The following is a 13,896-nucleotide window of genomic DNA, read 5'->3' on the forward strand; positions in this document are numbered from 1 at the left end:
TCACGGCGCTGGAGTAGAGTAATCCCTTCATCCCGCTGAGGAAGCATGCATGAACAATCAATTCGCCGTCATCGGCCTGGGCCTGTTTGGCAGCGCCTTGTGCGAAGAGTTGCAGCGCCAGAATGCCGAGGTACTGGCCATCGACATCGACGAGAGCAAGACCCGCCAGATAGCCACCCTCTGCAACCACGTCATCGTGGCCGATGCCACCGACGAGGCCACGGTCGCCGAACTGGGCCTGGCGAATTTCGACATCGTCTTTGTCGCCATCGGCGACAACCTGGAGACCAGCATCCTGACCACGCTGGTGCTGAAAGAGGCGGGCGTGAAGAAGGTCTGGGTCAAGGCCCGCGACAAGTTCCACGCCAAGATCCTGCAGAAGGTGGGCGCGGACAAGGTGATCAACCCGGAGTGGGACATGGGCCGCCGGGTAGCCCAGAGCATGCTGGACAACCGGCTGTTCGACTACCTGGAGCTGGGTCACGACATGGTGCTGACCGAGTTCGTGATCGGCTTGCAGCAAAACACCCGCACCCTGGCCGACTTGCGCCTGCTGCTGCAAAGCGATTTCCAGCTGTTGGCCATCAAGCGGGGTGAGGTGCTGCACAACGTCCTGACCGGCAAGATGGAGCTGCAACTCGGTGACATCCTGATCCTGGCCGGCAACAAGCACGCCATCGATCACTGGCTCGACACCCTATGATCAACTGGCGCAGCAACTACGCCTTCACCCTGCATCGGGAAGACAACTCCCGCTGGAGCGAGGCCAAGCTCATCCTGGGCAGTTTCCTCATCATCCTGCTGGTTGGCACCCTGTTTCTGGTCCAGCCCTCCAGCCACAAGGGTGAGGTCACCGTCATCAACGCCCTGTTCACCGCCACCTCCGCCATCAGCGTGACCGGCCTCGGGGTGGTGGATACCGGTACCGCCTTCACCCTGCAGGGGCAGATCATCCTGTTGATATTGATGGAGATTGGTGGTCTCGGCCAGATGACCATGACACTGCTGCTCATCGCCATGTTCAGCAAGCGGGTCGGGCTGCGCCAGCAGGTGCTGGCCAAGGAGGCGCTGGGCCAGGAGGGATCCGTCAACATCGTCCAGCTGGTGAAGCGCATCGTCCTGTTCGCCCTGATTGCCCAGCTGATCGGCACCGCCATCATGGCCATTCGCTGGGTGCCCGACATGGGCTGGGGCCACGGCCTCTACGTCAGCTTCTTCCACGCGGTGTCGGCTTTCAACAACGCCGGCTTCTCGCTGTTTGCCAACAACCTCATGGACTACCGGGATGACCCCATCATCAGCCTGACCATACCGGCCCTGCTGATCCTGGGGGGGGTAGGCTTCACCGTCATCGTCGACCTGGTGCGCAACCGCCGCTGGCGCAAGCTGAAACTGCACAGCAAGCTGATGCTGCTGATGACCCCTGCCCTGCTGCTGCTGGGGACCCTGATGTTCTGGCTGCTGGAGCACAACAACCCGGGCACCCTGTGCAACGCCTCCTTCGGGAGCCAGTGGCTGGCAGCCTTCTTCCAGTCGGCCACCGCGCGCACGGCGGGCTTCAACACGGTGGATATCGGCCAGATGGTGCCGGCCTCCCTGCTGTTCATGATGATGCTGATGTTCATCGGTGCCGGGGCAACCTCGACCGGGGGCGGTATCAAGGTCACCACCTTTGCCGTCGTCCTGCTGGCGACCCGGGCGTTTCTGACCAAGCGCCCCCATGTCACCGCCTTCGGCCGCACCCTGTCACCCCAGATAGTGACCCGCTCCCTGGCCATCATCATCGTCAGTACCATGGTGCTGATGCTGGCGATGTTCCTGCTGATGCTCACGGAGTCGCAATCATTCGACAAGATCATGTTCGAGACCATCTCGGCCTTTGCCACCGTGGGACTGTCCACCGGCATCACCGCCTCACTGAGCGAACCGGGCAAACTGATCCTGGTGCTGGTGATGATCTGCGGCCGTCTGGGGCCCCTCACCCTGGCGATCATGCTGGCCCGCCCGGTGGAGACCCGCATCCGTTATCCGGAAGAGAGCGTCTATACGGGGTAAGCCGCTCCATCCATGCAAAGAGGGGCCACTGGCCTCTCTTCTTAATTTTTATGTGATCACAGCGCTCGCCGGCCTCAGGCCGCCTTGCCCCTGGTCGTCCCCTTGCCAGTGCTCTTTCCAGGGCTCTTCCCCGCACGAGCACTCTTGCCCGTGCTCGTACGGGGGCGTGCGGCGGTGGACGCAGTCCGCTTGCGGCGGGCAAAGCGCTGCTTGCTGTCACCGGGCGCCGCCTTGAGCAGCGCGCTGAAGCTGGCGCCGGAATCCTGCCGGGCCCCCTCGATCAGGCCGTTGAGCTGCTCGGTGAGCGGCCCCATGAACTGCTGGTAGCTGCCGTGACGTTCAGCGATCTGGCCCAGACTCTGCTCCCACAGTGCCGTCATGTCCGGTGTCGTGGCGGTCGCGGGCAGCGCCTGGACCAGGGCTCGCCCGGTCGGGGTGGCCTTGATGCTCTTGCCCTGGCGCACCAGGAAGCGGCGCTTGAACAGCAGATCGATGATCCCGGCCCGGGTCGCCTCGGTGCCGAGGCCATCGGTCTCCCGCAGGGTCTTGCGGATCTCGGGATCCTGCACATAACGAGCGATGCCAGTCATGGCGGCCAGCAGGGTGGCATCGGTAAACGGCTTGGGGGGCTGGGTCATCTTCTCCAGCAGCTCCCCCCGCTCGCACAGCAGTTCCTCCCCCTCTTTCAGGGCAGGCAGGGTTCCCGCCTCCTCCTCGTCATCCTCTTCCACTCCGAGCAGCGCCTTCCAGCCCGCCTTGAGGATGCGGCGCGCCTTGGCCTGGAACAGGCCCCCGGCGATGCGCAGCAACACCTTGCTGTCGTTGTACTCGAACGGGGGATAGAACTGCAGCAGGTACTGGCGGGCGACCAGGCCATAGAGCTTGCCCTCGTCGGCGGAGAGGCTGGCCAGGTTGCCGTGCTTCTCGGTGGGGATGATGGCGTGATGGGCATCCACCTTGCCGTCATTCCACGCCTTGCTGCGGATCTTGCCGTCCGCCTCGGCCACCGCCTTCGCCAGGGCCGGCGCCGTGGCGGCTATGGCCTCCCGCACCTGGGGCGCCCGATGGAAGTGATCGCTTGGCAGATAACGGCTGTCGGATCTGGGGTAGGTGATGAGCTTGTGCCGCTCGTAGAGACTCTGGCAGACGTCCAGCACCCGCTTGGCATCCATGCCAAAGCGCTTGGCCGCATCGATCTGCAGGCTGGAGAGGTTGTAGGGGAGCGGCGCCGCCTGCTTGCGCGCCTGCTCCTCCACCGCCTCCACCCAGGCAGGCTGCCCCTGGATCCGCTCCACCACCTTGGCGGCCAGCGCCCGGTTGAGCACCCGTCCCTCCTCATCCTGCCAGGGCAGGCAGGCCTCCGATGGCAGCCACCTGGCGGTGAAACGTTCGTTGCCCTGGGTCAGCAGATGGGCCATCACCTCGTAGAACGGCTTGGGAACGAAGGCCTCGATCTCGAGATCCCGGCGCACCACCAGACCGAGCAAGGGGGTCTGTACCCGGCCCACCGACAGCAGTTCGCTGCAGCCCCCCCTGCGGCCAAGCAGGGTATAGGCCCGGGTCATGTTGATGCCATAGAGCCAGTCGGCACGGCTACGGGCCAGCGCCGACACCGCCAGCGGCACGAACTCCTTGTTGTCCCTGAGCTTGTCGAGGGCGCGGCGCACGGCGGGGGGATTGAGATCGCTGATGAGGCAGCGCTGAACCGGTTTGGTCTTGGGATAACCGAGAAAGTCGATCACCTCGTCCACCAGCAGTTGCCCTTCCCTGTCCGGGTCACCGGCGTTGACCACGCAGTCCGCCTGCTTGATGAGCCCCTTGATGACGGCCAGCTGGGCCTTGGTCTTGGGTTTGGCCACCAGCTGCCACTGGGTCGGGACAATGGGGAGGGATTCCATGCGCCACTGCTTGTAGGCGGCATCGTAGGCATCGGGCTCGGCCTGCTCCAACAGGTGGCCGATGCACCAGGTCACCACGTCTCCCTGCGCCGTCTCGATGAAACCCTCCCCCTTCTTGTGAGGTTTGGGGAGGACATCGGCGATGGCGCGGCCAAGGCTGGGTTTCTCGGCGATAAAGAGTCGCATGATGGATACACCTGAATACTGTATATGTGAACAGTATACAATCCTCTCACCGCAAACCCCAAGCCCCGGGGTGGTGCGCGGCCTCCCCGCCCCGGCTTGGGCATCGCCCCCATCACAGGACATCCCGCTCCCGTTGAAGGGTAAAAGTGCGATTAAAATTCAAAAAAGCATGTCCAAACAAAAAACAAAACCAAAAATTACTTGCATGTCGAAATAAAAATCATGACCGAGGTCAACCCATCGAATCTTGGGACTACTACTATATTGGTAATACCCGAATTCGAAGGACACCGTCACCATGCTTGGAAAACTGTTGAGAAAGACCTGGTTCTGGCTTCTGCTGCTCGGGGCCCTGCTGGGGGTCGCTGCACTGGGCGTCACCGTCACCGTGCTGCACAAGACCAGCTCCACCGAGTTCTGCGTCTCCTGCCACTCCATGCAGACCCCCCTCGCCGAATATCAGGGCAGTGTCCACTTCCAGAACGTGAAGGGGATCCGCGCCGAGTGCGCCGACTGCCACATCCCCAGTGAACCCGCCGCCTATCTCTGGACCAAGATCCGCGCCGTGAAAGACATCTATCACGAGGCGATCGGCACCCTCGACACCCCGGAAAAATACGAGGCCCACAAGCTGCGCATGGCCCAGACCGTGTGGGATCAGCTCAAGGCCAATGACTCCGCCACCTGTCGCAGTTGCCACAGCTACGCTGCCATGGACATCCTGGCCCAGCGCCCCAATGCCCGCGCCGAGCACCCGGTCGCCATCAAGGAGGGTCAGACCTGCATCGACTGCCACCGCGGCGTCGCCCACATCATGCCGGACATGAGCGGCCTGGCCGCCGCCGGTGCCAGCGAGCTGGCGCAAGCCGCCGCCCAGACCCCGGCCACCGTCACCACCCGCTATGCCATCGCCACCATCCCGCTCTATCTGGATGCCGGCGCCAAGACTGACGAAGGTACCCTGATGCCCTCCACCCAGGTGGAAGTGCTGGCCAACGACAACGGCCGCGCCCAGGTGCGCATCGACGGCTGGCAGCAGGACGGGGTGAGCGAGGTGTTCTACGCCGCCCCCGGCAAACGGATCCTGAGCGTGCTGGTCGGCGAAGCCGCCAGAAAAGCCCTCGTGACCGGCAAGAGCGAGACCGACAGCGCCACCAACCTCACCTGGCATCAGGTCAGCCTGACCGCCTGGGTCGACCAGAGCCAGCTCATCGGCGATCAGGGCAAGCTGTGGCAATACGCCTCCACCCTGATGTCCAACAACTGCACCGGCTGTCACGGCCTCACCGCGCTGGATCACTTCAACGCCAACCAGTGGATCGGCGTCATCAAGGGGATGGAGTCTCGTACCTCCCTCACCCCGGAGCAGGCGCGCATGCTCACCCAATACGTGCAGAAACATGCCAGCGACATGAGCGCGGCCCATTAAGGCAGGAACAGAGGACTCTCCCATGACTTTTTTCAATGACCAACAGACCAACCTCTCCCGCCGTACTCTGCTCAAGGGGCTGGGGGCCTGTGCCGCTCTGCCCCTGCTGGCCGGTCTCTTCCCGAAAAGCGCCCTGGCCAAGGCCGTCAGCACGGCCCTTGAGCAGTTCCCCACCCTGGTGCCCGCCCAGAAGGGCATCCTGACCGGCGCCCACTGGGGGGCCTTCGAGGCCATCGTCTCCGAGGGCCGCATGGTGCGGGTCCAGCCGGTGGCCGACGATCCGGCACCGAATGACCTCATCGATATGGCGCCGTTCCAGGTCCACGCCAAGAACCGCATCAAGTACCCCATGGTGCGCAAGAGCTGGCTGGAGCACGGCCCGGGTGCCAGACCGGAGCTGCGCGGTGCCGACGAGTGGGTGCGAGTGAGCTGGGAGAAGGCCATCGAACTGGTGGCCGGCGAGATCCAGCGCGTCCAGTCTGATTTCGGCCCCCAGGCGATCCACGCCGGATCCTACGGCTGGAAGAGCGTGGGCATGTTCCACAACAGCCGCACCCTGCTGCACCGCCTGATGAACCTCTCCGGCGGCTTTACCGGTTATGCCGGTGACTACTCCACCGGCGCGGCCCAGGTGATCATGTCCCACGTGATGGGCTCCATCGAGGTGTACGAGCAGCAGACCGCCTGGCCCAACGTGGTGGAGAACGCCGAACTGGTGGTGCTGTGGGGGGTCAACGCCCAAGTCACCCTGAAAAACAGCTGGAACATGCCGGATCACGAGGGTCAGGCTGGCTTCAAGGCGCTGAAAGAGAAAGGCACCCGCGTCATCAGCATCGATCCCATCTACAACGAGACCGCCAAGCTGGTCGGCGCCGAGTGGATTGCGCCGAACGCCTACACCGACGTGGCCATGATGCTGGGTGTGGCTCACACCCTCTACAGCGAGAAGAAGCACGATCAGGCCTTCCTCTATCGCTACACCGTCGGCTTCGACAAGTTCCTCGCCTACCTGCTCGGCAAGGATGACGGCCAACCGAAGAGCGCGGAGTGGGCGAGCAGCGTCTGCGGCGTCGATGCCAAGGTGATCCACCAGCTGGCCCTCGACATGGCGTCCAAGCGCACCATGATCATGGCCGGTTGGGGCATGCAGCGTCAGCAACATGGCGAACAGCCGAACTGGATGCTGGTGACCCTGGCCTCCATGCTGGGCCAGATCGGTCTGCCGGGTGGTGGCTACGGCTTCAGCTACCACTACTCCTCCGGTGGCAGCCCCACCGCCAAGGGCGGCATTCTGGCGGGTATCTCCGCCGGCAACGCACCGAAGAACAGCCCGGCACCGATCCCGGTGGCCCGTATCGCCGATTGTCTCGCCAACCCGGGCAAGACCATCGACTTCAACGGCCGCAAGGTGACCTATCCGGACATCAAACTGGTCTACGTGGCGGGCGGCAACCCCTTCCACCACCATCAGGACACCAACAATCTGCTGCAGGCGTGGCGCAAGCCGCAGACCGTGATCGTGCACGAACCCTACTGGACCGCTACCGCCAAGCACGCCGATATCGTGCTGCCGGTCACCACCAGCTACGAGCGCAACGATCTGGAGATGGGGGGCGACTACTCCCAGCGCTATGTGTTCCCGATGCACCAGTGCGTGCCACCCCAGTTTGAAGCCCGCAACGACTTCGACATCTTCAGCGCCATCGCCGCCAAGCTGGGCGTGCAGGAGCAGTACACCGAAGGGAAGGACGAGATGCTGTGGCTCAAGCAGATGTACGACGGCATGGCGGCCCAGGCCCGTGGCGCCCGGGTGGCACTGCCGCCGTTCAACATGTTCTGGGAGTCCAACAACTACATCCGCTTCCCGATCCCGGAAGCCAACCGCCAGTGGATCCGTCACGCCGATTTTCGCGAAAACCCGCTGCTCAACCCGCTCGGTACCCCGTCCGGCAAGATCGAGATCTTCTCCAACACGGTGGCGGGGATGGGTTATGCCGACTGCACCGGTCATCCCAAGTGGTATGAGCCCAAGGAGTGGGTGAAGAGCGAGGTGGCGGCGCGCTATCCGCTGTCGCTCAACACCTCCCACCCGACCCAGCGGCTGCACTCCCAGCTCGACAACACCCCGCTGCGAGACAAGTTCGCCATCGCCGACCGCGAGGCGATCCTGATCCATCCCGCCGACGCCAAGGCCCGTGGCATCGCTCAGGGGGATCTGGTGCGGGCCTTCAACGAGCGCGGCCAGATCCTGGTGGGGGCCCTGATCTCCGCCGATATCCGGCCCGGGGTAGTGCGGGTGTGTGAAGGGGCCTGGTACGATCCGGCCAAGCCGGGGGAAGCGGGCAGCATCTGCAAGAACGGCAACGTCAACTGCCTCACCTTCGACGAGGGCTCGTCCAGTCTGGCCCAGGGCAACTGCGGCCACATGGCCCAATTGCAGATAGAGAAGTATATCGGGCCAGTGCTCGCCAACACGGCGCACGAGGTACCGGCCAACGGCTGAGTAGAGGACTGAGCAACAAAAACGGCGCCATCAAGGCGCCGTTTTCTTATCGCAGTTTGTGGTGTGGCTCTGAATCACAAGTCACCCTCAACCATATACTCTTCCGCATACTCCACCCGCCTTGCAGCCAGAGTGGGGACAAGGTGGCTCAGAAGTCTCCTTCCACCCTGTACTCTTCGGCACACTCCACCCGCCTTGCAGCCAGAGCGCGGACAAGGTGGCTCAGAAGTCTCCTTCCACCATGTACTCTTCGGCACACTCCACCCGCCTTGCAGCCAGAGCGCGGACAAGGTGGCTCAGAAGTCTCCTTCCACCATGTACTCTTCGGCACACTCCACCCGCTTTGCAGCCAGAGCGCGGACAAGGTGGCTCAGAAGTCTCCTTCCACCCTGTACTCTTCGGCACACTCCACCCGCCTTGCAGCCAGAGCGCGGACAAGGTGGCTCAGAAGTCTCCTTCCACCATGTACTCTTCGGCACACTCCACCAGCTGGGGCCAGAGATCTTCCGGCACCCAGGCCTCGGGGTCATCCTCGTCACCGTCATACTGGCTCCAGAAGAAGGCTCGCAGCCCGCTTGCGAAGTCGTCGCTCAACTCAGCCAGTTCGGAGAGGGGCCCCAGCCAGGCAATGCGGCGCAGGCCGGAGGCGAGATCGTTGATGGCATCCATCAGGGTGCGATCATCCAGGCTCTGCTCCACCAGCAGGGTGAAGCGCTCGCGGGCGCTCTCGGTCTGATCCTCGTCCAGCTCGCCCACGTCGGCCAGCAGGTCGACAAAATCCTCCAGCAGGAACTGGATCAGGGCATCCCTGTCCTCGAACCACTGGATCTGGGCCCCCTTGGTGCCCAGCACCGAGGCATCGAACGAATCATCGAGATGGCACAAAGCCCAAGGATCGTCAGTCATTGCTACCCTTCCTACACCTGAAACAAGAGACGTATCTTATGCCGGGTGCCGCACCCTTGCCAGCACGGCGGCACAAAAGGGGCCCCGACGGGGAGCCCCGTCACTCGACCCTGGCCACCTTGGGCAGGGAGAGGGAAGCGGCGAGCCCCCCCAGCTCGGCCCGCCCCATGATGAGACTGCCGCGATAGGCTTCCGCGAGATCCGAAACGATGTTGAGGCCAAGGCCCGAGCCCGGCACCTTCTCGTCGAGGCGCACCCCCCGCAGCACCGCCTTGGCGATCTGATCCTCGCTCATGCCGGGGCCGTCGTCCTCGATGCGCAGGGTGATCCAGCCCCCCAGCTCGGCACTGGAGATGCGCAGCTCGCTGGCGGACCACTTGAAGGCGTTCTCCAGCAGGTTGCCCACCATCTCGTCGAAGTCCTGCTCCTCCACCCCGACCGCCAGATTGACCGGCACCTGCAAGTCCACCGTCTTGCCGGGATAGAGGCGGGAGAAGGCGCGGCAGATGTACTCCACCCGGGCCCGCACCGGGGTCGACACCCCGAGGATCTTGGCGGCGCCGGTCACCCGCGCCTTGCCGAGGTGGTAGTCGATGTGGCGCTGGATCTGGTCGAGCTGCTCGCCGAGGGCGGCCTGATCCTCCGGCGGCAACTGGGTCACCTGGTTGCGCATGATGCTGAGCGGCGTCTTGAGGGCGTGGGCCAGGTTGCCGGTGTGGGAGCGGGCTCGTTGCAGCAGCTCGCCATAGTGGTGCAGCAGACGGTTGATGTCCTCCACCAGCGGCTGGATCTCCAGGGGGTAGCGCAGCCGGAACCCCTCCTGATGACCCTGATGGACGCGGCTCAGCTCGCGGCGCAGCAGGTGCAGCGGGCGCAGACCGTAGAGGATCTGGAACATGAAGCCGAGCACCAGGCCGGTGGCGGCGAAGCCGAGGCCGAGGAACAGGCTGATGCGGGTCTTCTTCAGGGTCTGGGTCAGGGCGCTGCTGTCCTTGGCCATCACCAGGGTGAAGACCCGATCAGACCCCGGCAGCAGCACGGTACGGGTCATGATGAGCAGGGGCTCCTTGTTGGGCCCCTTGCCGACGAAGAGGTCCGGATCGCCGAAGGCCGACTTCAGGCCGTGGGCGCTCAAATGGGCATCCCACAGGGAGCGGGAGCGACTGACCACCGTCTCCCCCAGCTCCAGTTGCCAGTAGTAGCCGGAGTAGGGCTGGCGATAACGGGGGTCGGCCATGGGCTCGGTGACCACCGGCATGCCGTCCGGCTGGATCTCGAGGCGGGAGAGCAGATCGTAGAGCTGCAGGCGCAGGCCATCGGCCTCCGCCTCCTGCCAGTAGTTGCGCATCATGGTCTGCAGGCTGAAGCCGGTAGCGAACAGGAATAGGCCGCACCAGACCATGGCGATGACCACCAGCCGTCCCCGCAGGGTACGCACCAGCCTCATTCAGTCGCTCCGGCACACAACGGCATCGGGATCCGGCTCATTCGTTGATCCGGTAGCCGAGGCCGCGCACCGTCTCGATGAGATCGGCGTGGGTCTTCTTGCGAATGCGGCCGATGAACACTTCTACGGTGTTGGAGTCGCGATCGAAATCCTGGGCATAGATGTGGTCGATCAGCTCGCTGCGCGACACCACCTTGCCCCTGTGCTGCATCAGGTAGCCCAGCACCCGGAACTCGTGGGCGGTGAGCTTGATGGGGGTCCCTTCGTACCACACCTGGGAGGCCGCCATGTCGAGACGCACGCCACCGATCTCGAGGATGGAGCTGGCGTTCCCCGCCGCCCGGCGCACCAGCGCCTGCACCCTGGCCACCAGCTCCGCCACCTGGAAGGGCTTGGTGAGGTAGTCGTCCGCCCCGGCGTTGAGCCCTTCAATCTTCTCGTGCAACTGTCCACGGGCGGTCAGCACCAGCACCGGGGTGTCCATCCCCTTGCTGCGCCACTCCTTCAGTACGCTCAGGCCGTCGCGACCGGGCAGGCCGAGATCCAGGATGATGGCGTCATAGGGTTCGGTCTCGCCGAGAAAGCCCGCCTCGTTGCCATCGTGGCAGAGATCGGTGACGAAACCGGACAGACGCAGCTGTTCCGCCAGCTGGCCCGCGAGGATCTTTTCATCTTCAACTATCAGAATGCGCATACATGGGTATCCAAAACAGAGTTGTGCCGGCACCGGCAACGGTTGGGGGGACGAACCGGACGACGGCAGGTTCGCGGACTCACGCCGTTACTCCTCTTCCGGGGGCGGGCGCGGAGCGAACAGGCGCTCCAGATGGTGACCCTTGAGCCACACCATCTCCAGATTGTCAGCCCGGTAGCCCACCTTGATGACGCTGTTCTCCTCGTCGATGAGCCTGAGCTCGTAGAGCCAGACGCCATCCTCCTCACCCAGATCGACGCGCAGCACGCGCACCGGCAGGCGGGAGGCCACCTCCATCAACTCATGAAAAGGGCGGACCCGCCCCTCGCTGACCGCCTGTTGCAGCAAGGCCTCGTTCGGCTGGGCCGCCTGAACCAGCATCGGCAGCAACAATCCAAGCAGGGGCAGCGCGCTATTCATGGGTGATTCATCTCTCAAAACCTAACATAATGCCGTTTATAGTGTGCCAGCCATGAATCCGGAATGAATATGATCCCACGCAGTATCCTGCTGATCTTGTGCCTCTTTTCCACCTTTGGCTGGGCGGCGCAGACACGTCTCGACATGGCCGGACTGGTCAAGTTGTTGCTGGCACAAGGGTATCACGACATTCGGGAAGTGGAGCTGGAAGGGGACAAATTCGAGGTCGATACCCTGAATGCCGACGATCAGCGCGTCCAGTTGCAGGTCGATGCCAACACCGGCGAGATCACCAAAAAAGAGGCCGAATAGGCCTCTTTTGCTATGGGCGTGACGGCTGTTGCGCCGCCCCCCTCCCGGCTACTTGTGCTCGCCTGCGCCAGGGGCGCAGCAGCTTTTCCCGCCGTGGCCACAGCAGGGCGCCCGCCAGCACCAGATAGATGAGCGGCTCCTGCCAGCCGCTCTTGACCGACCACCAGTAGTGTACCGGCACCAGCAGAGCCACCCCGTAGATCCAGTTGTGCAGCTTCTGCCAGGCCGGCCCCATGCGCCGCAACAGGGCCGGGATCGAGGTGATGCCGAGCGCCAGCAACAGCAGCAGCGCCACCATGCCCACCACTATGTAGCTGCGCTTGACCAGCTCGCCGCCAATCAGCCCCCAGTCGAACTGCAGATCCAGCCCCAGCCAGACCATGAAGTGCAGGGACGCCCAGGCGGCGCACCAGAGCCCGAGGGGGCGGCGCAGCTTGATGAGCTGCCCCTGGCGCCAGCGCTTGGCGAGCGGCGACACCAGCAGGGTCAGCAACAGCAGGTGGAGGGCCCCCTTGCCAAGGTAATGGGTCAGCCCCTGGACCGGATCCCCCCCCAGCAGCCCGGCTGGCACGGCATAGCCCAGCCAGAGCAGAAAGCCGAGCGAACCAAGGTGCACCAGCGCCCGCAAGCCGTTGACATGGGCTGTTTTCAGTCTCGGCATCATATTGCAGTTCCCGTCATGTTTTTCCCGCTTCTCATCCCCTCTCCCACCGGGGGAGAAGGAGGCAAGAGATCATTCGGACAGAGCGTCAGTCTCAATACCATTTACGCAGATCCATCCCCTGATAGAGGGACGCCACCTCGTCCCCGTAGCCGTTGAACATCAGGGTCGGCTGGCGCTTGGCACCGAAGATGCCCCCCTCGCCGATGAAACGCTCGCTCGCCTGGCTCCAGCGCGGGTGATCCACTTGCGGATTGACGTTGGCATAGAAACCATATTCGTTGGGGGCCAGCAGGTTCCAGGTGGTGGGGGGCATCTCCTCCACCAGGCGGATGGAGACGATGCTCTTGATACTCTTGAAGCCGTACTTCCAGGGCACCACCAGCCGGATGGGAGCCCCGTTCTGGGCGGGCAGGGTCTTGCCATAGAGCCCCATGGCGAGGAAGGAGAGGGGGTGCATGGCCTCGTCGAGGCGCAAGCCCTCCACATAGGGATATTCGATGCCGCCCCCCAGAGCACGGGAGGCCTGCCCCGGCAACTGTTCCGGATCATAGAGCGTCTCGAAGGCCACGAACTTGGCGCGACTGGTGGGCTTGGCACGGCGGATCAGATCCGCCAGCGCAATGCCGCTCCAGGGCAGCACCATGGACCAGGCCTCCACGCAGCGCAGCCGATAGATGCGCTCCTCCAGCGTGCTCTTGTTGATGAGATCCCACACATCCAGGGTGAAGGGTTTGGCTACCTCCCCTTCCACCTTCAGGGTCCAGGGCTCGGGCTTGAGGTAATGGCCGTTGCGGGCCGGATCCCCCTTGTCGGTCCCCAGCTCGTAGAAATTGTTGTGGGTGGTGGCCTTCTCCTCCGGGGTGAGGATCAATCCCTCTGGCCGGGTCGCGGCACGGATGTCAAGGGGTCTGGTGGGGGCCACGGTGGCCGGCTTGTCCGGTGCGAAGAGATCCAGCAGGCTGGCCTTCACCGGAAACGCCAGGGTGGCGGCACCGACGCCCAGGCCCAGCCCTTTCAGGATGCGGCGACGATCCTGATAGACGGTTTCCGGCGTGACATCCTGTTCGGTGGGGTGATGAGAAGTACGGCGCTTGATCAACATGAAAAAACTCCCGGGACGATGAGGTTGACAACCATAAGACCCGCCCCGGCCGAGTTTTATTTCACACAGAATTACATGAGTTGGTTAAGGGGCAGTGCCTTGGCCATGGTACCGGCCAGGAAGAGCACTACGAACACCAGCAGAGGAACGATCACGTTTGGCACCATCAGACTCACTCCATGAGCAGGACAGGGCCTCTAACTATGGAACAAGGTCTGCGGCGCCTCCAATGAATTTTTTTCGCGAGCGCAAGCGTATTCCAGAGTTGCAAAGAGTGATC

General features: G+C 63.6%; 12 protein-coding genes. 5 read left to right on the plus strand and 7 right to left on the minus strand.

The window, feature by feature from the left end:
• Nucleotides 1–49 precede the first annotated feature (49 nt).
• Both H7R73_RS21335 and H7R73_RS21340 read left to right on the plus strand, forming a co-directional pair.
• Complete coding sequence (locus H7R73_RS21335; RefSeq protein WP_103260915.1) at nt 50–703, plus strand: potassium channel family protein; 654 nt, start codon at nt 50–52, stop codon at nt 701–703.
• Nucleotides 700–2,055, plus strand: coding sequence for a TrkH family potassium uptake protein (locus H7R73_RS21340; protein ID WP_103260916.1), 1,356 nt, complete (start codon nt 700–702; stop codon nt 2,053–2,055). The genes H7R73_RS21335 and H7R73_RS21340 overlap by 4 nt, the downstream gene beginning before the upstream one ends.
• 74 nt (nt 2,056–2,129) lie before the next feature.
• On the opposite strand, the gene H7R73_RS21345 is transcribed toward H7R73_RS21340, so the two are convergent.
• Entirely contained in the window at nt 2,130–4,139 is a 2,010-nt protein-coding gene (locus tag H7R73_RS21345) for a DNA topoisomerase III (protein ID WP_103260917.1), read from the minus strand.
• A gap of 298 nt (nt 4,140–4,437) precedes the next feature.
• Here H7R73_RS21345 and H7R73_RS21350 point away from each other — a divergent pair, with 298 nt between their 5' ends.
• Together H7R73_RS21350 and torA are read left to right on the plus strand one after the other, a co-directional pair.
• Complete coding sequence (locus H7R73_RS21350) at nt 4,438–5,568, plus strand: NapC/NirT family cytochrome c (RefSeq protein ID WP_182951407.1); 1,131 nt, start codon at nt 4,438–4,440, stop codon at nt 5,566–5,568.
• A gap of 22 nt (nt 5,569–5,590) precedes the next feature.
• Complete coding sequence (gene torA, locus H7R73_RS21355; RefSeq protein ID WP_103260918.1) at nt 5,591–8,071, plus strand: trimethylamine-N-oxide reductase TorA; 2,481 nt, start codon at nt 5,591–5,593, stop codon at nt 8,069–8,071.
• Nucleotides 8,072–8,515: 444 nt separating this feature from the next.
• On the opposite strand, the gene H7R73_RS21360 is transcribed toward torA, so the two are convergent.
• The 4 genes from H7R73_RS21360 to H7R73_RS21375 all read right to left on the minus strand — a co-directional run bounded on the left by H7R73_RS21360 (nt 8,516) and on the right by H7R73_RS21375 (nt 11,538).
• Complete coding sequence (locus H7R73_RS21360) at nt 8,516–8,977, minus strand: hypothetical protein (protein WP_010675970.1); 462 nt, start codon at nt 8,975–8,977, stop codon at nt 8,516–8,518.
• 100 nt (nt 8,978–9,077) lie between these two features.
• The gene (locus H7R73_RS21365; protein WP_010675971.1) at nt 9,078–10,424 is read right to left on the minus strand and encodes a sensor histidine kinase; all 1,347 of its coding nucleotides are present in this window, start codon (nt 10,422–10,424) and stop codon (nt 9,078–9,080) included.
• A gap of 37 nt (nt 10,425–10,461) precedes the next feature.
• On the minus strand, nt 10,462–11,118 hold the full coding sequence (locus tag H7R73_RS21370) for a response regulator transcription factor (RefSeq protein WP_005332666.1): 657 nt from the start codon (nt 11,116–11,118) through the stop codon (nt 10,462–10,464).
• Between the two features lie 87 nt (nt 11,119–11,205).
• Entirely contained in the window at nt 11,206–11,538 is a 333-nt protein-coding gene (locus tag H7R73_RS21375) for a PepSY domain-containing protein (protein ID WP_010675972.1), read from the minus strand.
• 63 nt (nt 11,539–11,601) lie between these two features.
• Between H7R73_RS21375 and H7R73_RS21380 the strand changes: the two genes are divergently transcribed.
• Nucleotides 11,602–11,850: a PepSY domain-containing protein gene (locus H7R73_RS21380; protein WP_010675973.1), complete on the plus strand. Its 249-nt coding sequence runs from the start codon at nt 11,602–11,604 to the stop codon at nt 11,848–11,850.
• Between the two features lie 10 nt (nt 11,851–11,860).
• Here H7R73_RS21380 and H7R73_RS21385 read toward each other — a convergent pair whose 3' ends face one another.
• Complete coding sequence (locus H7R73_RS21385) at nt 11,861–12,514, minus strand: protein-methionine-sulfoxide reductase heme-binding subunit MsrQ (RefSeq protein ID WP_103260919.1); 654 nt, start codon at nt 12,512–12,514, stop codon at nt 11,861–11,863.
• A 91-nt stretch (nt 12,515–12,605) separates the two neighbouring features.
• Nucleotides 12,606–13,616 (minus strand): protein-methionine-sulfoxide reductase catalytic subunit MsrP, encoded by a 1,011-nt coding sequence (msrP, locus tag H7R73_RS21390; RefSeq protein ID WP_103260920.1) that lies wholly within the window; start codon nt 13,614–13,616, stop codon nt 12,606–12,608.
• Between the last annotated feature and the right edge of the window lie 280 nt (nt 13,617–13,896).

It is taken from the genome of Aeromonas sp. WP2-W18-CRE-05 (assembly GCF_014168615.1).
GTDB lineage: Bacteria > Pseudomonadota > Gammaproteobacteria > Enterobacterales > Aeromonadaceae > Aeromonas > Aeromonas caviae.